This window comes from Gilliamella apicola (genome assembly GCF_000599985.1).
GTDB lineage: Bacteria > Pseudomonadota > Gammaproteobacteria > Enterobacterales > Orbaceae > Gilliamella > Gilliamella apicola.
The window spans coordinates 2,430,392-2,452,616 of record NZ_CP007445.1; the positions used below are offsets into that span (position 1 = coordinate 2,430,392).

At 34.0% G+C, this 22,225-nt stretch carries 21 protein-coding genes and 2 pseudogenes; 9 read left to right on the forward strand and 14 right to left on the reverse strand.

Going from position 1 to position 22,225, the window contains the following annotated elements:
- Positions 1-159: 159 nt before the first annotated feature.
- A pseudogene (locus GAPWK_RS14320) lies at positions 160-486 on the forward strand (AraC family transcriptional regulator); the annotation flags it as partial.
- A 17-nt stretch (positions 487-503) separates the two neighbouring features.
- Here the strand turns inward: GAPWK_RS14320 and GAPWK_RS10915 are convergent.
- The 7 genes from GAPWK_RS10915 to GAPWK_RS10945 form a co-directional block, all read right to left on the reverse strand.
- Positions 504-1,325 (reverse strand): transporter substrate-binding domain-containing protein, encoded by an 822-nt coding sequence (locus GAPWK_RS10915; RefSeq protein WP_025316261.1) that lies wholly within the window; start codon positions 1,323-1,325, stop codon positions 504-506.
- A 54-nt stretch (positions 1,326-1,379) separates the two neighbouring features.
- Entirely contained in the window at positions 1,380-1,805 is a 426-nt protein-coding gene (locus GAPWK_RS10920; protein WP_025316262.1) for a GNAT family N-acetyltransferase, read from the reverse strand.
- A 17-nt stretch (positions 1,806-1,822) separates the two neighbouring features.
- On the reverse strand, positions 1,823-2,581 hold the full coding sequence (locus tag GAPWK_RS10925; protein ID WP_025316263.1) for an amino acid ABC transporter ATP-binding protein: 759 nt from the start codon (positions 2,579-2,581) through the stop codon (positions 1,823-1,825).
- Positions 2,578-3,318 (reverse strand): amino acid ABC transporter permease, encoded by a 741-nt coding sequence (locus tag GAPWK_RS10930; protein ID WP_025316264.1) that lies wholly within the window; start codon positions 3,316-3,318, stop codon positions 2,578-2,580. Before GAPWK_RS10930 ends, GAPWK_RS10925 begins: the two co-directional genes overlap by 4 nt.
- Before the next feature lie 23 nt (positions 3,319-3,341).
- A complete protein-coding gene (locus GAPWK_RS10935; protein ID WP_025316265.1) occupies positions 3,342-4,307 on the reverse strand; it encodes a glutathione S-transferase family protein in 966 nt (321 codons plus the stop codon).
- Positions 4,308-4,467: 160 nt separating this feature from the next.
- A complete protein-coding gene (locus GAPWK_RS10940; protein ID WP_025316266.1) occupies positions 4,468-5,178 on the reverse strand; it encodes a response regulator in 711 nt (236 codons plus the stop codon).
- A gap of 17 nt (positions 5,179-5,195) precedes the next feature.
- The gene (locus tag GAPWK_RS10945; RefSeq protein ID WP_025316267.1) at positions 5,196-6,785 is read right to left on the reverse strand and encodes an ATP-binding protein; all 1,590 of its coding nucleotides are present in this window, start codon (positions 6,783-6,785) and stop codon (positions 5,196-5,198) included.
- Between the two features lie 311 nt (positions 6,786-7,096).
- Here GAPWK_RS10945 and GAPWK_RS10950 point away from each other — a divergent pair.
- From GAPWK_RS10950 to citX, 7 genes and pseudogenes are all read left to right on the forward strand, one after another.
- A pseudogene (locus GAPWK_RS10950) lies at positions 7,097-8,392 on the forward strand (2-hydroxycarboxylate transporter family protein); the annotation flags it as partial.
- 93 nt (positions 8,393-8,485) lie between these two features.
- Positions 8,486-9,331 carry a fumarylacetoacetate hydrolase family protein gene (locus GAPWK_RS10955; protein ID WP_025316269.1) on the forward strand — a complete coding sequence of 282 codons (846 nt, stop codon included), beginning with the start codon at positions 8,486-8,488 and terminating at the stop codon, positions 9,329-9,331.
- A 4-nt stretch (positions 9,332-9,335) separates the two neighbouring features.
- A complete protein-coding gene (gene citC, locus GAPWK_RS10960; RefSeq protein ID WP_025316270.1) occupies positions 9,336-10,370 on the forward strand; it encodes a [citrate (pro-3S)-lyase] ligase in 1,035 nt (344 codons plus the stop codon).
- 21 nt (positions 10,371-10,391) lie between these two features.
- Positions 10,392-10,682 (forward strand): citrate lyase acyl carrier protein, encoded by a 291-nt coding sequence (gene citD, locus GAPWK_RS10965; protein WP_025316271.1) that lies wholly within the window; start codon positions 10,392-10,394, stop codon positions 10,680-10,682.
- Positions 10,679-11,566 (forward strand): citrate (pro-3S)-lyase subunit beta, encoded by an 888-nt coding sequence (gene citE, locus GAPWK_RS10970; protein WP_025316272.1) that lies wholly within the window; start codon positions 10,679-10,681, stop codon positions 11,564-11,566. Before citD ends, citE begins: the two co-directional genes overlap by 4 nt.
- A gap of 12 nt (positions 11,567-11,578) precedes the next feature.
- A complete protein-coding gene (gene citF / locus GAPWK_RS10975; RefSeq protein ID WP_080692493.1) occupies positions 11,579-13,108 on the forward strand; it encodes a citrate lyase subunit alpha in 1,530 nt (509 codons plus the stop codon).
- 69 nt (positions 13,109-13,177) lie between these two features.
- Complete coding sequence (gene citX / locus GAPWK_RS10980) at positions 13,178-13,732, forward strand: citrate lyase holo-[acyl-carrier protein] synthase (protein ID WP_051516283.1); 555 nt, start codon at positions 13,178-13,180, stop codon at positions 13,730-13,732.
- Positions 13,733-13,815: 83 nt separating this feature from the next.
- On the opposite strand, the gene metB is transcribed toward citX, so the two are convergent.
- Positions 13,816-14,982 (reverse strand): cystathionine gamma-synthase, encoded by a 1,167-nt coding sequence (metB, locus tag GAPWK_RS10985; protein ID WP_025316275.1) that lies wholly within the window; start codon positions 14,980-14,982, stop codon positions 13,816-13,818.
- 176 nt (positions 14,983-15,158) lie between these two features.
- Between metB and metJ the strand changes: the two genes are divergently transcribed.
- A complete protein-coding gene (gene metJ / locus GAPWK_RS10990) occupies positions 15,159-15,476 on the forward strand; it encodes a met regulon transcriptional regulator MetJ (RefSeq protein ID WP_025316276.1) in 318 nt (105 codons plus the stop codon).
- A 106-nt stretch (positions 15,477-15,582) separates the two neighbouring features.
- Here the strand turns inward: metJ and rpmE are convergent, their stop codons facing one another.
- The 6 genes from rpmE to GAPWK_RS11020 all read right to left on the reverse strand — a co-directional run bounded on the left by rpmE (position 15,583) and on the right by GAPWK_RS11020 (position 22,145).
- Positions 15,583-15,798, reverse strand: coding sequence for a 50S ribosomal protein L31 (gene rpmE / locus GAPWK_RS10995; protein WP_025316277.1), 216 nt, complete (start codon positions 15,796-15,798; stop codon positions 15,583-15,585).
- Between the two features lie 143 nt (positions 15,799-15,941).
- Complete coding sequence (gene degS, locus GAPWK_RS11000; protein WP_025316278.1) at positions 15,942-16,994, reverse strand: outer membrane-stress sensor serine endopeptidase DegS; 1,053 nt, start codon at positions 16,992-16,994, stop codon at positions 15,942-15,944.
- A gap of 117 nt (positions 16,995-17,111) precedes the next feature.
- Positions 17,112-18,488 (reverse strand): Do family serine endopeptidase, encoded by a 1,377-nt coding sequence (locus GAPWK_RS11005; protein ID WP_038517495.1) that lies wholly within the window; start codon positions 18,486-18,488, stop codon positions 17,112-17,114.
- A gap of 78 nt (positions 18,489-18,566) precedes the next feature.
- Positions 18,567-18,971: a YhcB family protein gene (locus GAPWK_RS11010; protein ID WP_025316280.1), complete on the reverse strand. Its 405-nt coding sequence runs from the start codon at positions 18,969-18,971 to the stop codon at positions 18,567-18,569.
- Between the two features lie 61 nt (positions 18,972-19,032).
- Entirely contained in the window at positions 19,033-19,494 is a 462-nt protein-coding gene (locus GAPWK_RS11015) for a DUF721 domain-containing protein (protein WP_025316281.1), read from the reverse strand.
- Between the two features lie 275 nt (positions 19,495-19,769).
- The gene (locus GAPWK_RS11020) at positions 19,770-22,145 is read right to left on the reverse strand and encodes a glycoside hydrolase family 31 protein (protein WP_025316282.1); all 2,376 of its coding nucleotides are present in this window, start codon (positions 22,143-22,145) and stop codon (positions 19,770-19,772) included.
- Between the last annotated feature and the right edge of the window lie 80 nt (positions 22,146-22,225).

Here is a 22,225-nt window from a genome sequence, read left to right on the forward strand (position 1 = left end):
TAAATTGTGGAGGGTTATATGAAGGTCAAAATCGTTCTATTCCCAATGACGTATTTAGCCATTATTGAACATTATAGCGCACCCGAGTTAGAACATGAATCAGTAAACAAACTCATAAAATGGTGACAAGAAAATCAACTTTTAGATGATAAATATAGAAACTACGGCATTCATTATACTAACCCTAATACTACGCCACCTGAAAAACATCATGTTGATTTCGGTATCTCTGTTGATGAACTTATTACTAAAAACATTTATGGAGTGATAAATAAAACGATTCCACAATTTCGCTGTGCCAAAGCCAGAAATATAGGTTCGAGATATCATAATCAAGCAATTATTTATTTACTTGAAAAATGGTTACCAAACAGCAGCGAAAACTTGGGAGATTTTCCCCCAATTTTTCATTATGTTAATGTTGGACCAACTGTAAAATCTGAACAGATGATAACGGATGTTTATTTACCTTTGTTAGATAAATAATACTTATAACGTATTAATTAGTTAGGTGAATAATCTGCACCAAAATAACGTTGACTAATTTGTGAAAGTTCACCACTGCTAATAATTTTTTGAATACCGTCATTAATATCCTGAGTCAATTGTTCACCTTTCGCACTTTTACTAATTAAAAGATAACTAAATGGTGAAGCAATGCGATCTTCATCTTCTTTACTGAGTTCAATTATTTTAAGATTAAGATGATGTTCACTTATAAATTGAGAAAGCATCACTTTATCAATTAATTGAAAATCATATTGGCCACTTTCAACATGCTGTAAAACAGGTAATAAGTCGGCCTCACTATAAACGATTTTTACAGGATTATTAGCGTTTTGCTGATTATAAGTTTCTAAAGCAGTGGCATAATTTAGTCCTGGTGTTACCTCTGTTGACATACCATTTAGATCATGAAAACTATTGATGTTATTATTGTTTTTAGCTACAGCGATAACATATTGATTTTTAAAAATGGGATCTGAATAAAAATACTTTTCCTTACGTTTCTCATTCATTGCATAATTATTGGCACCAACTTGATAACGTTGTGAATCAAGTCCAGCAAGCACCGATGGAAACTCAGTTATTTCGAAATTAATTTCATATTGTGGTAATTTTGCAAATATAGCCTTAACAACATCTATATCATAACCCGTTAAATCACCCTCATCATTTATTGTTGTAAAAGGACTTGGTGCGCCTGATGTTGCAATAGTTATCTGTTGTTTTTTAGAACTTTCAGTATTGTTATTTTGATCATCACAACCTGTTAAACACAAAGTTGCTAAAAACAAAAAACTATACCATTTGTTTAAATTCATAACACAAATCCTCTTTAGTTTGATATTGTTAAACCTATAATTAAGTGGGTAATATTAAATAAATCCCATTTCTTTCATTTCATGACGATGATCTTTTTGATATATCGCCATGCCTGTTTTCATCAGGTCAAAACCTAAATTTTTATAAAACTCAACTGTTTGAGGATGGGTATAAAGAATAATATTACAATCCTTAACTTGCTCGATAAGTTTATCGACAATTAACCTACCGTATTGCTGTCCATGTAAGTATTTAGCTAAGGCAATGTTATATATTGCCGCCTGACAAATACCATCTGATAATGCTCGCCCCACACCGACGACATGATTATTATCTAATAAAAATACCACTGCATAACTATTTCGAAATACCTGTTCTTGTGTTTTAGCATCTAAGGTGCTTAATCCATAAAATTTTAGTAAATCAGCAACTTCCTGCCAATTTATATCCTCACAGTGTTGTTGAATAGTAATATCCATTACGACCTCTTAACTGATTAAATTTCATAATCCATTTGCATAGCAGAATAATATCTGGATAAAAAATCTCTCGTTCTTTGTTGAACAGGATTTAGAAATACTTTATCAGGCGAGCCATCTTCAATAATCTGTCCTTTATCTAAAAATAAAACTCGCGTTGCAATATCATGTACAAAACTCATTTCATGAGAAACTAGAATCATCGTTATACCTGATTTAGCAGCCATTTTTATTGTTGCTAATACTTCACCAACTAGCTCAGGATCTAATGCTGAAGTTGGTTCATCAAGTAATAAAACTTTAGGGTTCATCGCTAATGCCCTAGCAATAGCCACTCGTTGTTGTTGGCCGCCTGAAAGTTGTTTAGGATAGTGATCAACTCTATCAGCAAGACCAACTTCAACTAATTTTTCATACGCAATCTGTTTGGCTTTTTCTTTAGGATATTTTTTTACAATTACTAATCCTTCCATCACATTTTCTAATGCATTTTTCTGAGGAAAAAGGTTAAATTGCTGAAAAACCATAGCGGTTTGCTGGCGAAATTTAACAATTTGATCTCGTTTAAATTTGCTTACATCAAACGATAGCTTATCAATACTAATATTACCTGATTGTGGTTTTTCTAATAAATTAAGACAACGAAGAAATGTTGATTTTCCTGCTCCAGATGACCCGATAATGGCAACAATTTCATGAGGTTGAATATGAAGATTGATGCTGTCCAAAATACAATTACCGTGAAAAGATAACGTTAAATTATTAACATGAATCATAACCATTTTCCTTTTCGGTAACTGGGCGTATTTTTATTGTCGCTTATCGTCAATCGCTTTTCTAAATATTTAACAAGTAACTCAATTAATATGGTTAATGCCCAATAAATTAATGCAAGTGAGATATAAACCTCAAAATAGCGATAGCTATGACCCGCTAACGTTTTACCTCTACCCGTCATTTCGGTAACGGAACAAACAAAAGCAAGTGAAGTGCCTTTGAGTAAGCCAATTAAAGTATTTCCTAAATTAGGCAGCGCCACAATAAAAGCTTCTGGAATAACAATTCGACGTAATAACTGACTATAGGTCATACCTAATGATTGTGCCGCTTCAATTTGCCCTTTATTTACCGATTGTAATGCAGCGCGAATTGTTTCAGAATTATAGGCAGCTTCGTTAAAAGAGAAAGCAATCAATACAAATAACATAGGTGGTAATCCATTCATATTGAAATTTGTATCATAAAAATAATTAATATAACGTAATAAAATTGGAATCCCATAAAAGCTTAGATAAAGCTGTACTAACAATGGTGTTCCTCTTATAAATGAAACAAATACCGCAGCAATTTGTGTTAAAACTGGTATTTTATTCATTTTAATTACTGCAATAATTAACCCCAATATTACGCCAAGTAACATCGAAAAAATCGTAATAAAAAGCGTTACTGGCAAATAAGCGAGCAATGTGGGTATTTGGGTAAAAATCAATCCAAAATCAATTATATTTGGCATCCGCATCTATCCCAATATTAAAGTTAGTTAACTGAACTAAATTGTTTATCTCGATTATGTGGCGTTTTCCAATTACTCGTATCTGGCCCTAACGGCAAGATATCATAAGGATTGTGAGCATTATTACCTAAGAAATAGCCTTTTTTTATCGCATCAAAATCAGTGGTCTCACCAAATGCAGGTATTTGATAGAGATCTCGCGCATATCCCCATAAATTAGGATAGTCGATAATTCTATTTCGATTGGTATTAAAAGCAGAATAATAGGCTACATCAAATCGTGCTAACGTAACATATAAGCGAATATCAGAATCAGTAATTTTATCGCCAAAAAGATAACGAGATTGACTTAATCGTTGTTCTAATTTATCTAATTGGTTAAATACAAGATGGTAAGCATCTTCATAGGCTTTTTGTGTCCGGGCAAATCCAGCTTTATATACACCATTATTTACTTCATGAAATATGACATCATTCAATTCATCAATTTCAGTACGTAAATGTTCAGGATAAAGATCGGGCGCGCCGGCTTTGTGAAAAGGTTTAAATACGGTTTCCCAATAGTTGGTCAATCTAAAATAATCATTGTTAACCACTTTGCCCGTTTTTACATCAACTACGGTAGGAACTGTTGCTCGTCCACTATATTCTGGATCTGTTTTAGCGTAAATCTCTGGTAAATAACGAATACCTAATACAGGATCAACACCATTAGGATCGAGCGAAAATTCCCAGCCATGGGGTGTGCGGATAGGGGAAACTTTACCAACACTAATGACATCCTCTAAACCCAATAATTTAATGGCGATCATCTGACGATGAGCCCATGGGCAAATTGCCGCCCAAATTAAACGATAACGACCTGATTCTACTGGTAATAAACCTAGTTCATTACCAAATGGAGTGTCGAATCGGTTAGTTTGACGTACAAAGGCGCCATCTTGGTTTATTTCATTATTTTCTGAAGTGACTACTTTTCCTATAGACATACGCTTACTCCTAATATTTGGTACTGCAATTGAAACTTTCTAACAGTTGGATTTATTCAATCTAGCATCAAATATTTAGCGGTTAAAATAACGAATAAGCATATTTATATAATCATAAATTATATAAAACAGGATTAACCTATTAACTGTGCAGAAATAATTACTTTCCTAATCGTTTATAGAGCCTTTCAGGACGACCTATTTTACCGTGATTAAGTTCAACGATTAATAATTTAGTTTGGACACAATATTCTAAATATCGTCTGGCTGTAGTTTTGCTAATATTTGCTTTTTCGACAATTTGATCGACCGTTTGCGGTTCATTTGTCTGCATAAATAGATCTTTAACTTTTTGTAAAGTAATCTCTTCAATCCCTTTAGAATGGCGATTGATATCAACAAAATCTTTAGTTTGCAAATTAAACAGTTCATCAATGCGTCTTTGATTGACATGTTTTTGTAAACTTTGACGATATAAAAAAAGTTCAAAACGCTCAAGTGAATGTTTTAAACGTTGGTAAGATACTGGTTTAATTAAATAATCAAAAGCACCAAACCGTATAGCTTTACTACACGTATCCATATCACTTGCTGCAGTGATAAAAATAACATAAGAATCTAGTTTGTTATTAATAATGTATTCAAATAATTCAATACCTTTACCATCAGGTAAATAATTATCTAATAAAATTAATGTTGGTCTTAACTTTTCAACCATTATTTTAGCTTCTTGCAAATTCGACGCAATTCCGACGACTTTTACTTTAGTATCCCTTTGAATAAATTCAGCATTTAATTCTGCTAAAATAGGTTCATCTTCTACAATAAGAACTTTTATGGTATCTTCTTTATACTCGTTAAGTTCACTCATGCATTTACCTCTTTTTATTATTTTGGTATAAAAACTGAAAAAATTGTTCCATATGGTGTATTGTCTTCAAATGTAATATAACCATTGGCCTTTTTTATGTAGGTTGAAACAAGATGCAAACCGATACCATGCTCTTTAGCATCTTGAGAGGTTACGCCTGGTTCGAATATTGATTCTCGAATACTTGCATCTATACCACATCCTTGATCGCTAACTTCTAATACAATTTCATCCGTTGCATCACTCAGATACAAATAAATCGTTTTATCACCCTGGTTATTTTTTAAACATGCATTAAAGGCGTTATCAAGTAAATTACCTAACACTGACATAAATTCGGTTTCAGTAATTAATGCTGGTAATGCACTTAATTGACATGCAGGGTCAAAGACTAAATTCAAGCCAATTTCATGTGACTTTGAATATTTACCTATTAATAATCCACATATAGCCGGTATTTTGAAATGCTCAGAAATAAAATCTAAACAATTTTGATTATCCGCCGAATGTAGGGTAATAAAAGATTGTGCTTCTTCATAACGTTTCATATAGATAAGCCCTGACAAAGTCGCCATCCAATTAAGGTGCTCATGTCGTAAAGCTCGCAAATTATCAATGTATTGAGTTACTTGCGTTAATTTCATACTTAATAAATTGATATCATCATAATTACGAAAAGTGATCACCCAACCTTGAATTTGATCATCTACAATCACTCGAATGCGGTTAGCAATAACAATAATATTATTAAAGTAACAAATATGATCGTGTACATCTTTTGTCTGATTTTCATTTCCGTAAAGAAAATCAGTTGATTTGATAAAATTACGTAAATCATGGTTAAGTAATTCCTGATCACTCGCAATAATATCTAACATGTTTCGAGCCGATTGATTGATATTGATAATTTTATAATTAAGATCAATGGCAATAATGCCCTCAAAAATAGATTCCATTATTGATTTTTGACTTTTAACCAACAAAGCAATCGCTTTTGGCTCTAAGTTAAACATCTGTTTTTTTACTGCTTTTGAAAAAAAGAACGAAAATACAAACAAAGCAAAAAAGAGTAAGGAACAAAAAATGATAATGGGTATAAATTGGTTAATATGTAATACATAAATATCATCAATCATATAACCAACAGATACGATACCTATTATTTTACCTTGATCCATAATAGGAGCTTTACCTCGTAGTGCTAAACCTAAAGAGCCTTCGCTAATAGTAATACTGCTATTTCCGCTCAGTACTTCCTGATTGTCTCCACCTACCATTGGAGAATGTAACTTGTTATTCGAGGTATGATATAAACGATAAGCTTGTTCATCACCAATAACGATATAATTCGCATCACTTTGTTCAAAAATATCATTAACTAAATTGGCTAAATTGGTGGTATCTCTTTCTTTAACATATTTTATTAAACTCGGTATAACGGACAATTCTTTCGCTTGAATTTGCGCTTTTTCACCCAAACTTTTATACAACGTAGTTTTAGTTGCATTCCATATATAGCTTTGTAAAAGTGCGAGAATTATTAAAGAAAAAAGCAAAAGAGACAGAAATAACTTCGTCGCAAAAGATAATTGTACTTTTTTTCGCATAATAACGCTCACACTAAAAATTAACTATTGACATTGAGTTTATCACAGCATTAAAAAACATAGAGCCTTTAAAACCATAAAAACCACACTTAAAGTATGATTTAAATCACAAAATTGGAGTTAAAATTTTGTAACCATATGCGCCAATTTAACAAATTCAAATTTTTTTTGGAGAAAAATAAAATATGGCGGATCTTAACTCAATCGGAAAAATGCGGACTGAAGAAGAATCAGTATCAAGCTCTGATGAAAAACAACATGATAAATGGCCTTACAATGTGAAACAACAACCAACGGGATGGCCATACAATTGGTGGCGACTTATGGACAATTATAAAATTGGTGTAATCCCGCTTCCATTATTTATCATTGCTGGTATCCTAATTTTCGCTGAAGTGTTAGTAACTGGTAAATTACCTAGCGAAATTGTTGTGATGGTGGTAACTTGTGCCTTCTTTGGCTTCCTATGTGGTGAAATTGGTAAGCGTTTACCAATCGTTGGAAAAATGGGGGCAGCAGCGATCTGTGCGACCTTTATTCCATCGGCGCTAGTTTATTATGGTATTTTACCTACTCCGGTCGTCCAAGCAACAACAAAATTCTATAAAGATACACACATTTTGTATCTATACATTTGTTGTATTATCGTTGGTAGTATTATGAATATGGATAAGAGAACGCTTATTCAGGGATTCTTAAAAATATTCGGACCAATGGTATGTGGTGAAATCGTTGGAATGTTAGTTGGTGTTGGTGTTGGTTATTTACTAGGTTTATCTCCATTTGAAACATTCTTCTTCTTAGTATTACCTATCATGGCAGGCGGTGTTGGTGAAGGTGCGATTCCTCTTTCAATCGGATATGCATCAATATTAGGTATGGAACAAGGTGAAGCACTTGGTCGTGTATTACCAATCGTTATGTTAGGTGGTTTAACAGGTATTATTTGTGGTGGCGTTCTTAACCGTCTTGGTAAAGCTTACCCACATTTAACTGGTAATGGTCGATTACTACCGGCTTCAGAAGATGATGAGTTAATGGGTGATAAAAAAGCAGCTAAAGCTGAACCTGTTATCGACGTAACAACATTTGCTTCAGGTGTATTATTAGCAGCAATTCTTTATATGATTGGCATGATCGGTCATAAATTAACAGGTATTCCAGCTCCGGTAGGAATGTTATTTGCTGCAGTTTTTGTTAAGTTAGTATCAGGTGTTTCACCGAAAGTATTAAGTGGTTCACAAGTCGTTTACAAATTTTTCCAAACGTCTGTTACCTATCCAATTCTATTTGCGGTAGGTGTAGCAATCACTCCATGGGATAAAATCGTTGCAGCTTTCACTATTACAAATTTAATCGTTATTGTTTGTACTGTTGTTAGCTTAGTCACCACTGGTTTCTTTGTCGCTAAAAAATTAGGTATGTATCCGATTGATGCTGCTGTTATTTCGTGCTGTCAAAGTGGTCAAGGCGGAACAGGTGACGTTGCAATCTTAACTGCCGCAGAACGTATGGAGTTAATGCCATTTGCTCAAATTGCAACCCGTATAGGTGGTGCAATAAATGTATCAGTGTCATTACTCATTCTCGGCAATTTCTTAGTTTAGATTAAAATTTTAAAGAGCAACCTTAGTTTAACTAGGGTTGTTCCCTTTTATTTATAGTTAAATTTAGCATAAAACAGCTTTTAAGGAGTTTTCATGAAGCTTGTCAGTTATCTTGTCTCTGGTCGAGCAAGTTTTGGTCTTCTTAATCATAATGGTATTGTTGATTTAAAAGAAAAATTAGGCAATAAATATGCCGATTTAAAATCTTTACTTGCTGATTCTGAAGGACTTACTGTCGCCAAAACTTATCTTGATGCACCAAGTGACATTGATGAACAAGACATTACTTATCTACCCGTTATTCCAAATCCAAACAAAATTTTATGTGTTGGTATGAATTATGCGGAAAAACGCGCAGAATTTAACGAAACTAGCTCAGCGCCAACGTTATTCGTTCGTTTTCCTGATTCACAAACAGGTCACAAAACTAATATTATCAAACCGGCTATCACTAACGAGTTAGATTACGAAGGTGAATTAGCGATCATTATTGGTAAAGAAGGATTTCGTATTAAACCAGAAGAGGCATTATCACATGTAGCTGGCTACAGCTGCTATATGGATGGGTCTATTCGTGACTGGCAATATACTTGGTTTACAGCAGGTAAAAACTGGCCAAGTACTGGTGCATTCGGTCCATGCATCACAACCAGTGATGAAATCCCTGATCCAACAGTTTTATCTTTAACCACTTATTTAAATGGTCAGGAGATGCAACACGATTGTATTAAAAATCTTGTGCACACTGTACCAGAACTTATTTCTTACATTAGTACATTTACTCGTTTATCGCCTGGAGATGTCATCCTTACTGGTTCACCTGGTGGCGTTGGTAAAAAACGTAACCCTCCAGTATTTATGAAAGATGGCGATAAGATTGAAGTCGAAATTACAGGAATTGGTCGTTTAACCAATTATGTAGTAGCAGAAAGAGGGTAATTTTATGTATGATTTAGTTGATTATACCATCGTTGATATTTCTAAATCAGAACAATACTATCAAGAAATAAAACTATTATTGTCTCGATCTGATCTTGATTTAGACTCGCAAGTTACTCTTTTTATGGTAGCAAAAATTCACGATAAAATTATTGCTTGTGCGGGAATGGATCGCAATATTATTAAATGTGTTGCTATTGATCCTCAATATCGCGGTAATCAACTAAATCTGACTTTAATGGATCAAACCATAAAATATGCCAATGAAAACGGCTATTTTCACCTTTTTTTATACACTAAACCTGAAAATATAGATTTCTTTAAAGGATGCGGTTTTTACCCTATTGTTGAAATAACCGATTTAGTTGTTTTAATGGAAAACAATCCAGTCGGAATAAAGCAATATTGTAAACAACTCAATGCACAGAAAAAAGAAGGAAAAAAAATTGGCAGCATTGTCATGAATGCCAATCCTTTTACTAAAGGTCATCAATACTTAGTACAATATGCAGCAAGTCAATGTGACTGGTTACATGTATTTGTTGTCAATGAAAATGCCTCGCAATTTTCATTTGATACACGTTTAAAACTAGTTAAAGATGGCACAAATCAGATAAACAATGTCACTGTGCATGCAAGCTCACCCTATATTATTTCTAGAGCAACATTTCCTACTTATTTCCTAAAAGATAAGACAAAGATTGATCAGGCCTATATGGGTATCGATCTGTTGATTTTCCGAAATTATATTGCTCCAGCACTCAATATCACTCACCGATTTGTAGGGACTGAGCCTATTGATGAAGTAACTAAAGCCTATAACGAAGCAATGCGATATTGGCTTGAAGATAATACGGTAAGTAGTCTACCAGCCATTACGGTTGTTGAAGTTGAACGTATAACCGAAAGCAATTGTGTTGTCTCAGCTTCATTAGTAAGAAAGCTACTAGCTACTGGGCAATATGAACAGGTTAAAACGTTGGTTCCTCCAACAACATGGGATTATCTTTCGGCTAATTTGGATAAATTTAAAATTTAATACGTTTTAAAAGGTAAAAAAATGAAAATACAAAAAGAAGCTATGGCTGGCACTCTCGAATCGAGCGATTTGTTAGTTAAAGTCATGCCAAATACGGGGATTGAAATTGTTATTAATAGTGATGTTAATAAGCAATTTGGCGATCAAATACGTGCAGTTGTCAATCAGACTTTAAATGATCTGAATGTAACTGATGGGTTAATTATTATTGATGATAAAGGCGCTTTAGATTGTGCTATCAGAGCAAGAATTCAATGTGCAGTATTACGCGGTGCAGAAGAAGAGAACTTAGATTGGAGTAAATTACTATGAAAAAATTACGTCGCAGCATGTTATTTCTTCCTGGCGCTAATGCCGCAATGTTATCAACATCGTTTGTATACAAACCTGATTCAATCATGTTTGACCTTGAAGATGCTGTTTCAATCAAAGAAAAAGATTCAGCACGCTTGTTAGTAGCTCAAACATTAAAAATGCCTGTTTATAAAGAACATAATATTGAAACAGTTGTTAGAATTAACGCACTAAATACACCATTTGGACTTAAAGATTTAGAAGCCGTAGTTCGAGCAGGCGTTGACGTTGTGCGTTTACCAATGACAAACAGTGCTGAAGATATTCATGAACTTGAAGCTCACGTTGAACGTATTGAAAAAGAATGTGGGCGTGAAGTCGGTAGTACTAAATTAATGGCAGCAATTGAATCGGCTCAAGCGGTAGTTAATGCCGTATCAATTGCTAAATCATCTCCTCGTTTAATAGGTATTGCTCTTGCTGCATTTGACTATCTTGTTGATATGCAAACAGAAAGAGGCGATGGTACCGAACTATTTTATGCTCGTTGCGCTGTTCTACATGCAGCTCGTGTAGCAGGTATTGATGCTTTTGATGTTGTTTATTCAAATGTTAATGACGACGAAGGTTTCTTAAAAGAAGTCAACCTAATCAAAAAATTAGGATATAACGGTAAATCATTGATTAATCCAAGACAAATTGAGCTATTACACAATGCTTATGCTCCTACTGCTAGTGAAGTGGAAAATGCTAAAAAAGTAGTTGAAGCAGCTGAAGAAGGTGAAAGAAAAGGGCTTGGAGTTGTTTCTTTGAATGGCAAAATGATTGATGCACCAATTATTACTCGTGCTCAAAAAATCATTGAACTAGCAAAATACTCCGGTGTACGTAAAGAAATTTGATAGGATTGAAATATGACAACTTCTATAAACCAAAAAATTGATGATTTATTAAAACAGCATCCTGATCTTAAAAATATCACACCATTTATTGATGCTAATGCAACCACACCATATTTAAAAGATGAGTCTAAATATACTCGTAAATTATGTGATTCGATTGAACAAGCCATTAAAAAGTGTGAATTACGTGACGGTATGACCATATCTTTCCATCATGCATTCCGTGAAGGTGATAAGGTTATCAATAAAGTTGTAGAGACAATTAGTAAATTAGGCATTAAAAATCTAACTTTAGCATCAAGTTCATTATTAAGTTGTAATGCCGCATTAATCCCACATATTGAGGCTGGGGTGATCACTAAAATTTACACCTCTGGATTACGTGGAAAATTAGCTGATGCGATTTCACACGGTTTAATGGATAATCCTGTGCATATCCATTCTCATGGTGGACGAGTAAAACTTATCCAAAGTGGTGAAATTAATATTGATATCGCATTTTTAGCCGTATCAACAGCTGATGAGCAAGGTAATGCTAATGGTGTATCAGGTAAATCACAATGTGGTGCACTTGGTTATGCAATGGTTGATGCACAGTTTGCCAAAAAAGTAGTTTTACTCACAGAAGATATCGTCGGTTACCCAAATAACCCTGCAAGTATTCGTCAAGATCAAGTTGACTATATTGTTAAAGTTGATGAAGTCGGTGACCCAACTAAAATCAGTGTGGGCGCAGCACGTATCACAAGCAATCCTCGTGAACTTATGATTGCTCGTTACGCGGCTGATGTCATTGAGCATTCTGGCTATTTTGAAGATGGCTTCTCAATTCAAACGGGATCTGGCGCTTCTTCAACAGCTGCAACGCGTTTCCTTGAAAATCGTATGCGTGCTAAAAATATAACCGCCTCATTTGCCTTAGGTGGCATTACAGCTAGTATTGTTGATTTACACGAAAAAGGTTTGGTTAAACGTTTATTAGATACCCAAAGCTTTGACGGTGCAGCAGGACAATCCTTAGGCCGAAATAAAGATCATATTGAAGTCTCAACCAATGTTTATGCGAATCCTGCATCTAAAGGAGCAAGTGTTGATGAATTAGACATTGTGATTTTAAGTGCCTTAGAAATTGACCTTGATTTCAATGTCAACGTATTAACGGGTTCTGATGGCGTAATGCGCGGAGCATCTGGCGGTCACTGTGATACAGCTGCGGGAGCAAACTTAACAATTATTGTTGCCCCATTAATTCGTAGCCGTATCCCAACTGTAATTAAAAACGTAACCACGCTGGTAACTCCAGGCGAAAGCGTTGATGTATTAGTTACTGATCATGGTATTGCTGTGAATCCTAATCGTCCAGAAATTGCTGAACGTTTAAAAGCAGCTAATTTACCAATAATGAGCATTGAAGAACTTTATCAACGTGCAGTTTCTTTAACTGGTGAACCAAAACCAATCGAATTTGAAGATAAAATCGTAGGTATCGTTCATTTCCGTGATGGTTCAGTAATTGATGTAGTACGTCAAGTTAAAGATTAATTACTAAACGATCTGTCATAACAAAACTTAGCATGGCATAAATAAATGCCATGCTCTTATTCCTGTATTATGAATAAAATGTTAATTAAATTTGATGATGGCACTCCGATTAGTCTTGAGCAAATGCTACTAGCTAAAGAAAAGCGGGTAGAAAACCAATTATTAGCTATTTCACTCTATAAAAAACCCATCGTATCATTGACGTTAGTTATCCCTGGTCCAATAAAAAACAGTAGTGGAGCTAATTATATATTTCAAGAAGCGATCACTACGTTACATCAGTTTTTTATTAAAAATAATATACCGTTAATTAAAGAACAGCACTATCATGAACTAACAGGTTCCGAAGCGATTCTTGTGGTAGATTGCGCGGTTGAAAAACTTAAACAATACTGCATTGAAATTGAAAGCCTACATCCATTAGGTCGTCTATGGGATATAGATGTGATTGATCCAATAACCCAAAAAAGTGTTTCTCGCTCACAATTTGAATATGCACCAAGACAATGTTTAGTTTGTGAAGATATCGCCAAAATATGTGGTCGGTCAAAACGACATTCACTAGATGAGATTTTTGTGGCTATTAAAGAAAAAATAGAAAGTTTTCAAAACAATAAATCTTAATATAATGATAAAGTTGAAAAAACAAAATTGATCCGAAAGATCATATCAATTGTTCATTAAACTTTATCATTACTATTAAAATTTTAAATGACAGCTAAAGCTTGCTCTAAATCACCTAATAAATCATCGACATCCTCTAAACCAACAGAGATACGAAGTAGTTGATCTGAAATACCGGCTGTTTTGCGAGCTTGAGCACTGATACCTGAATGGGTCATTGTTGCTGGATGACAGATTAGACTTTCAACGCCTCCTAGAGATTGAGCTAGAGTAATAATATTAAGTGCTTTTAAAAATTTAGGCATTATTTCAGGTTCCCCAGCTAATTCAAAACTTAGCAATGAACCAAAACCCTTTTGTTGTTTTTTAGCAATCTCATGTCCAAGATTAGACGATAGTGATGGATGATATACACGAGCAATTTTTGGATGATTAACTAAAAACTCAACGACTTTTTGTGCATTGGCTTGTTGTAAAGTTACTCGCGCGGCAAGTGTTCTTAATCCTCGTAATAATAAATAACTATCAAATGATGAAGTAAGGGTACCAATATTATTGGCCCACCATAAAACATCTGTAGCAAGCTGTTGCTCTTTAAATACTAAAATACCAGCTAAAAGATCGGAATGTCCATTAAGAAATTTAGTACATGAATGAGTGACAATATCTGCACCTAAATCTATAGGTTTTTGCAATATAGGGGTCATAAATGTGTTATCGACTAAAACCAGTGCCCCGACATCATGTGCTTGTTGTGATATTTCTTGAATATCAACAACTCGAAGTAATGGGTTACTTGGCGTTTCAATCAATACTAATTTCGGACGTAAACTTAAAGCTTCTTTTAATGCCACTGGATCGGATTGATCAACAAATATTGCTTTAAAATAACCTCGTTGACTTAAGCTATTAAAAAGACGATAGCTCCCACCATAACAATCATGAGGAGCGACGACCAAATCATCCGGCGTTAACAGTGCTACGCTAACAAGATGAATAGCAGACATACCACAGTTAGTAAGAATAGCATCAGCACCACCTTCCAACTTAGCGACAGTTTCCTCAACAAATCGTCTGCTTGGATTTGCTTTACGTCCATAATCAAACTCTCTTGGTGTAGCAAATTCTTGATAACGGTAACAAGTTGACGGTGTAATGACTGGGACTACACTCCCATATTGATCATCAGTATTGATTCCACCTCGGACAGCAATAGTACCTTGGCTTAATTTTTTAGATTGGCTAGCCATAATAACATCCCTAGATAATATTTTATTTATTACAAAAATTTCATGTATAAGAATAACACAACCATTTAAGACGTCAACATGTCTAGACGTCTAACTATCTCGATGTACAGATTGCAGCAAAATAAAAAAAAAGTTAAAATTAACCTTATAAATTGTGATGTAATTTGGTGAAAAATATGATTGAATGGAATGGCCAATACATAAGTCCCTATGCTGAGCATGGTAAAAAAAGTGAGCAAGTAAAAAAAATTACTGTATCAATTCCGCTAAAAGTATTAAAAATATTGACTGATGAACGTACGCGTCGACAAGTAAATAATTTACGCCATGCAACAAATAGTGAACTACTATGTGAAGCGTTTCTTCATGCTTACACGGGTCAACCACTACCTTGCGATGAAGACTTACAAAAAGATCGTGAAGATGGTATACCAAGCCAAGCTAAGGAAATGATGCTCAATTTAGGTATAAATCCCGACTTAATTGATGAATAGATGTTATTTATATGTTTATTGACAAACAAAATCATTAATTAATGATAAAAAACAAAAAAGGCGCATTATGCGCCTTTTCTAATAATTATCGTATAATTACAAAAAATTATTTTTTACCGCCAACCATAGCAAAACGTTGTTTGAATTTATCTACACGTCCGCCAGTTGCAACATCACGTTGTTTACCTGTATAGAACGGATGACACTCACCACATACGTCAAGATGAATATCATGACCAACTGTTGAATGAGTATTAATAACATTACCGCAAGAACAAGTTGCTTTAATTGCTTTATATTCTGGGTGGATACCTTCTTTCATAAGAAACCTCTAAAGTTTGTTCGTATCGCTATATAAACGGCCATAAAGGCAAAATCTATACACCATACGAGTGTTAAAAAACATGATAAGGTTGTAAATTATACGCCTTAAACAGCAAATAATCAAGTTGTAAAAAAAACCTATTAAACTGGCAATTGCCCAATTACTACTTGCAGTTCAACCTTTTCTCCATTTCGCAATACTACAATGGGTACGGTTATTCCTGGTTTCAACTCTGCAATTTGATCCATAGTTTCAACAATTGATTTAACCTGCTTACCATCGACCATAATCAAAATATCATTAGGTTGCACACCTGCTTGTAACGAAGGCCCTTCAGCATTGGTCACTAAAATACCTAACACTACGGGTAGATCACTTGGGTTTTGTGTTGGTGCAAATTCTAACCCATCAATACCAATATAACCACGAATAACTTTACCATCCTGAATTAATTTATTCATAATTTTAACTGCCAAAGATGTTGGAATTGCAAATCCAATGCCTTCTGGGATTTCATTTCCCATATTTTTTGCAAAAGTAAGGGTATTAATACCCATTAATTCGCCTTTTGTGTTAACCAAAGCACCACCTGAATTACCATGATTAATTGAAGCGTCTGTTTGAATAAAATTCTGTCTTCTATATGGGCTTAATCCATCTCGACCCGTTGCACTAATGATCCCTTGAGTGATGGTTTGCCCAATATTATAGGGATTACCAATTGCTAAAACTACATCACCAATTTTAGGTTCGCGCTTAGGGTTAATGTGAATGGTTGGGATATTCTTCGCTTCAATTTTTAAAACAGCAATATCAACCAATTTATCAGAACCAACAGATAAAGCTTCAAAAATGCGTCCATCTTGTAAAGCAACAATGATTTGTTCGGCTCCATCAACCACATGATAATTAGTTATAATGTAACCATGTTTGCTCATTATAACCCCCGATCCCAATGGCGTTATTGCACTATCTTGTGAACGATTAGGTACAGAGCTAATTGAACGACTATATATATTCACTACTGCCGGAGCTGCAGTTCTAACTGCATATGAATAACTCATAGGATCATTATTAAAAATGGAGTTTGGAAAATTTGATTGAGTTCCATTACGTAATGATGGAAAAATAATCAATAATACAATAGCTAAAACAGTACCAATCAATATTGGCCATAGAATTTTTTTAAGCATTAGTATGAGTACTATGGTAGCAGTAGAATAGCTATAATTTTAACATAACTAATTAGAGGTTAACATTGATGTTTTTCGCCGATAGAAATTATCGGCGAATTGAAATTAAACAATTAATTAGCGTAAAATAAGATAAAGTTGGCTATCACCACGTACAATATTTAACGCAATTGCTGATGGTTTACTATCGATAATTTTACGCAAATCAGCAATATTGGTAATTCTTTGTTTATTTACACCCGTGATTAAATCACCTTTTTGTAAACTTAATCGAGATGCTGGCGAATTTTTAGTAATGCTTTCAATTAAAACGCCCTTTTGACCTTTGACATTGCCATTACTTAGTGTTGCACCTTCAAGAGCTGGATGTAATGATTTTGCTTCTGAAGTAGATTCATCACTATTTTTTAATTTGACACTAACTGTCATTGTTTTACCATCACGAATTATACCTAGTTGCACAGTCCTACCTGCACCAGTAGTAGCAATTTTAGCACGAAGCTCGGCAAAACTATCAACTGGCTTACCATCCATTGAAACAATCACGTCACCAGATTTAATACCCGCAGCTTTAGCGGCAGAATCGTCAAGCACTTCACTAACAAAAGCACCTTTTTGTACATCTAAATCAAATGCTTTGGCAATATCCGAGGTTAACTCATTACCTTTAATACCAAGTACACCACGTTTAACTTCTCCATATTCAATCAATTGAGATGTTAAATTTTTCACCATGTTACTCGGTATAGCAAAACCGATACCAACGTTACCGCCACTAGGTGCAATAATGGCAGTATTGATTCCTACTAATTCACCATTTAAATTAACTAAAGCGCCACCCGAATTACCTCGATTGATTGAAGCATCAGTTTGAATAAAATTCTCAAAACCATTCATATTAAGCCCACTACGAGCTAGCGCAGAAATAATACCCGATGTAACAGTTTGACCAATTCCAAATGGATTACCAATTGCCACAACAAAATCACCAACACGTAATTTGTCTGAATCAGCTAAAGCAATAGCTGTTAATTTTTTATCCTCTTCAATTTTAAGCAATGCAATATCGCTTAGAGGATCTTTTCCTATTAATTTGGCAGTATATTCATGCCCATCGTTTAGGGTCACGGTTATTTTATCTGCATTTTCAATAACATGATTATTGGTAACAATATAACCTTTCTCACCATCAATAATCACGCCTGAACCTTGCCCAGAAAAAGCTCTTGACTGACTATCAGGATACCCAAAAAATCGTCTAAATTCTTCAGGCATGTTGTTTTGCATTTGAGCTGTTCCTTCAACCTTAATACTTACAACTGAAGGCAATACTGTTTCTAACATTGGCGCTAAGCTAGGTTGCTGAGCATTTTCACTTGTTGGAATTGAAGGGAAGACAGCAAAAGCATTTGGTAAGGTAGCTAAAGAAATACTTAAGCCCAACGCTATTAAACTAAGTAATTTTTTTGGTTTTAATAAAGAATTATTAATCATAAAACTCTCTCGTTCTCAAAAATTTAATATTTACCATAACATTTCACCTGATAACTTTAGCTAAAACACTAAGATTAATTAGGATTTATTTTCATCAGTTTTTAATAAACCAGAAGGGTCATCAGAGTAATCTTTTGGTTGTTTTTTTAAAGTGAATTGTTTTTTTATAGTAGCATCATTATTCGCATCTAACCCCATAACTGGCATATCATTTTCTGATGTAAATTTTCCTGAATTTTCAGCCATATGTTGATAAAGACGACGAAAGTCATTAGCCATGTTATCTAATATTTCAGCGCTATGTGAGAAATATTTAACAATTGTCTGTTTTTGGACTTTTAACTGTTCTTCAGTTTCCTCTAGTTGACGCTTTACTTGTGCAAATTTACGCCCTTTTGAACTAAAAATATTCGTTAAAATAATACCTAAAACAAAACCAATAACTAAACCAATAACCAGATAAATCATCATCTGTTTATCCATATTTCACTCCTTGTATCTTTTCGTTGTATAACTTTATACACTATAATTCTACTATATTCACTTACTTTGCATGGTTAGCAAGTTTAATCAATTGTTTTTTTAGCTTATCTGGCGCACTTTCTGCCAAAGCAGACAAATAAGTGGCGCTTTGGAAACTTAAAACTCGCGTAATTGTAACACTTTTTGATGTATCATTAATCATTTTTGAATGTTGACTAGAAATATCTGGATTAATTTTATATTGAATTGAAGATAATGATGGTAATATCTGCTTTCGTATTCCAGATAACAGCTTACTTTGTTCGTATCTTAATCTAGTTAACCAACTAGCAGAACTTACTTCAAGGACAAGAACACCTTGACGATAATTAGCAACTCTATATTGTTTATTTAACGAAGATGGAAGTAATTCATCAATAACTTTAGTCAATTGACTTAAAGCGACTATTCTTTCTTGTATTTTTGATAATAAAGCCTCTTGTAACAACAAAGAGTTTAACACTTTTGGCTCATTATCACGCATGATTGGGGCTTATCCTTACTTTTTGATAAAATTAATAGACACAAATTAAACATAAACTTTTTATGATAAATAATTTACCTTATCTAATTAAAAATGTCGTGTAAAAAAATAGTATTTACAGTTTATTTTTAATGTTCACTATTATTTAGAAGTAAGTTTCAAATTACCTGCAAATAAAGAAATAATTATCATAAATAAAAACTAGTCAATTGAAGTCAACTGGATTTAATCTTACACTCTCAATTCTGTTAATATTGAATTGAGAGTGTAATAAATTATTTTATGGATTTTAAAGAGATTTTATTTATTGGATGTCCATTAATAAATAATGAGCGTAATTCACCTTTTGGTAACGAAATATTAATTTCATCCCAAGCGGGTTGATATTCACCTCTTACTTGTATATGAAGATCAATACGCTGATTTTCAGAGGTCAAATTCCAATCAATCCATAAGCCTTTCCCTTTTTGATAATCGTAACTTTCGCCATCATCCTCAAAGAAACTGCCTTTTGTTGAATAAACACCTTTAGCAGGAAAAACTTTAAATTCTCGGTAATCATCTAATTGATGATTAACATAAGCCATGCGTTTAGACATAGGAATAATAGCACCGGCTCTAACTAATAAAGGAAATGATTCAAGTGGAGCTGGTAAAGTTATCGATTGTTTACCACTAAACCATTGGTGTGAATGATAACAATACCATCCAGTACTATTATCTGGTAAATAAACTTCACGCTCTCGTTGACCTGGTTCAACAATGCTCGCAACTAACAGATCTTTACCAATCATAAAATCGTCAGTTTCTATAAAAGTATTTGCATCGTGTTCATGATCCAAAAAAGTTGGTCTTAGCATTGGTTCACCATCATGATGTGCTTGCCATAATAAATTATAGAAATAAGGAAGTAACTGATAACGAAAGCAAATAGTATCCCGAATTATCGGCGTGACTTCAGGGTACATCCAAGGTTCATTGACTGTATGATCGTCATTCCAAGAGTGAATCGTAAAACGAGGGTGCATAATACCATTTTGCACCCACCGTACGAAAAGTTCTGGTTCTGGTTTATCACCAGAAAAACCACCTACATCATGACCAACATTGTATAGCCCAGATAGACTCATTCCTAATCCCATGCGAATATTATATCGAAGCGTTTGCCAACTTGTTCTATTGTCTCCTGACCATGTTTGCACATAACGTTGAATACCGGCACAACCAGAACGAGATATTAAATAAGGGCGAATATCTGGATTATAGCTTTGTTGCGCTTCCATTGACGCTCTACACATTAGCAATGGCATCACTGGTCTGATATGTTTAATGGCTATTTCCTTACCAAAACCATTGCAACGGGCTTCTCCATCCCAAACTTCAAATTCATTATTATCATTCCAAGTAGAGTCAATGCCCACTTCAAGAAGTTGCTTGGTTACATTGTTTTTCCACCAATTAAATGTTGCTGGATTAGTAAGATCTAAATTAGAACCTTCATCATCCCAAAACATTGAACGTTCAGGATTATCACTTTCTGAATCTTTGATAAAAAGACCATTCTCCGCTGCTTCTTTATATTTAGGATGATCTTGTAACAAACATGGTTTTATATTAGCAGCAATTTTTAAACCTGCCTCATGATAAGATTTTGTGAAAGCCTTTGGGTCAGGAAACTTATCATAGTTCCAATTAAAGACATACCTTTTACCATTAATCGAAGTATACCCTGATGACAATTGAAATGAATCACAAGGAATACCATGTTCTTTACACAAATCAATAAAATTTTGCATCTGTTCTTGGGCATTAGGTGCATCGGTATAAAACATTGTTGAACCACTGTAACCTAAACTCCATTTTGGTCCAAAAAACGTTTTACCAGTTAACTTAATGAAAGATTTAGTGACATCAATAATTTTCGGACCTAAGAAAAAATAGAAATCAATATCTCCGGCTTCTGCTTGGTAACGGCGGTATGAAAGGTGATAATTATCATGTTCTGTTCCCAAATCTATCCAACAACTGCTTAAATTATCATAAAAAAGCCCGAAACTAACTTCGTTTCGATGGGTAATTGTAAACGGTATATGTTTATATAGAGGATCGGTATCCTTAGCATTATAGCCCATAGAATCAAGATTACGCATTTCAAAACGGCGGCCGGCACGATTAAGATCACCTGCTTTTTCACCTAAACCATAATAATGTTCATCTTTATATCTTCTTTGATAATGAGCAATACCATCACCATGAGGATTTATTAAATAAGCACTTGTACTCCTATCCTCAACGAGCAATTGCCAATCACCACATTCATTTTTATATTCCCATTTTAGTGATAGAGGTTGCTCGATTGTTACTCTTAACTGTCTTGTGGTAATAATTAATTTATTATCTTTTTCCAATAATTCATATTTTGGTAAAGAAAAACCTTCCGTACTTAATCGATCTCGTCCTTCCAATGGAGTATCTTGATCAGGAGCAATACTCCATGTTCTATCTAAAGATAAAATATTGTTACGTTTAATTAGAACACGGAACATTTGTTCTTCAAGGACGTATAAACAAAAGTTAAATCGTCCATCAACTAATAACTCAATACAATTATCTTTATCTTGCTTAAATATCCATGTCTTTAATGTTTTCATTTTACGATCCTAAAAATTAATAACTTTCTTATTACTATCAACTGGTTGCAATCTAAAACTTAAATGAACCCCACTCATAA

Bases quoted from the DNA above. Each gene is read 5' to 3' on its own strand.
- GAPWK_RS10925 (WP_025316263.1), bottom strand. From the start codon at position 2,581: ATGATTCATGTTAATAATTTAACGTTATCTTTTCACGGTAATTGTATT.
- GAPWK_RS10955 (WP_025316269.1), top strand. From the start codon at position 8,486: ATGAAGCTTGTCAGTTATCTTGTCTCTGGTCGAGCAAGTTTTGGTCTT.
- citX (WP_051516283.1), top strand. From the start codon at position 13,178: ATGAATAAAATGTTAATTAAATTTGATGATGGCACTCCGATTAGTCTT.
- metB (WP_025316275.1), bottom strand. From the start codon at position 14,982: ATGGCTAGCCAATCTAAAAAATTAAGCCAAGGTACTATTGCTGTCCGA.
- citD (WP_025316271.1), top strand. From the start codon at position 10,392: ATGAAAATACAAAAAGAAGCTATGGCTGGCACTCTCGAATCGAGCGAT.
- GAPWK_RS10915 (WP_025316261.1), bottom strand. From the start codon at position 1,325: ATGAATTTAAACAAATGGTATAGTTTTTTGTTTTTAGCAACTTTGTGT.
- GAPWK_RS11010 (WP_025316280.1), bottom strand. From the start codon at position 18,971: ATGGATAAACAGATGATGATTTATCTGGTTATTGGTTTAGTTATTGGT.
- GAPWK_RS10935 (WP_025316265.1), bottom strand. From the start codon at position 4,307: ATGTCTATAGGAAAAGTAGTCACTTCAGAAAATAATGAAATAAACCAA.
- GAPWK_RS11015 (WP_025316281.1), bottom strand. From the start codon at position 19,494: ATGCGTGATAATGAGCCAAAAGTGTTAAACTCTTTGTTGTTACAAGAG.
- citE (WP_025316272.1), top strand. From the start codon at position 10,679: ATGAAAAAATTACGTCGCAGCATGTTATTTCTTCCTGGCGCTAATGCC.
- citF (WP_080692493.1), top strand. From the start codon at position 11,579: ATGACAACTTCTATAAACCAAAAAATTGATGATTTATTAAAACAGCAT.
- GAPWK_RS10930 (WP_025316264.1), bottom strand. From the start codon at position 3,318: ATGCCAAATATAATTGATTTTGGATTGATTTTTACCCAAATACCCACA.
- metJ (WP_025316276.1), top strand. From the start codon at position 15,159: ATGATTGAATGGAATGGCCAATACATAAGTCCCTATGCTGAGCATGGT.
- rpmE (WP_025316277.1), bottom strand. From the start codon at position 15,798: ATGAAAGAAGGTATCCACCCAGAATATAAAGCAATTAAAGCAACTTGT.
- citC (WP_025316270.1), top strand. From the start codon at position 9,336: ATGTATGATTTAGTTGATTATACCATCGTTGATATTTCTAAATCAGAA.
- GAPWK_RS10940 (WP_025316266.1), bottom strand. From the start codon at position 5,178: ATGAGTGAACTTAACGAGTATAAAGAAGATACCATAAAAGTTCTTATT.
- degS (WP_025316278.1), bottom strand. From the start codon at position 16,994: ATGCTTAAAAAAATTCTATGGCCAATATTGATTGGTACTGTTTTAGCT.
- GAPWK_RS10920 (WP_025316262.1), bottom strand. From the start codon at position 1,805: ATGGATATTACTATTCAACAACACTGTGAGGATATAAATTGGCAGGAA.
- GAPWK_RS11020 (WP_025316282.1), bottom strand. From the start codon at position 22,145: ATGAAAACATTAAAGACATGGATATTTAAGCAAGATAAAGATAATTGT.
- GAPWK_RS10945 (WP_025316267.1), bottom strand. From the start codon at position 6,785: ATGCGAAAAAAAGTACAATTATCTTTTGCGACGAAGTTATTTCTGTCT.
- GAPWK_RS11005 (WP_038517495.1), bottom strand. From the start codon at position 18,488: ATGATTAATAATTCTTTATTAAAACCAAAAAAATTACTTAGTTTAATA.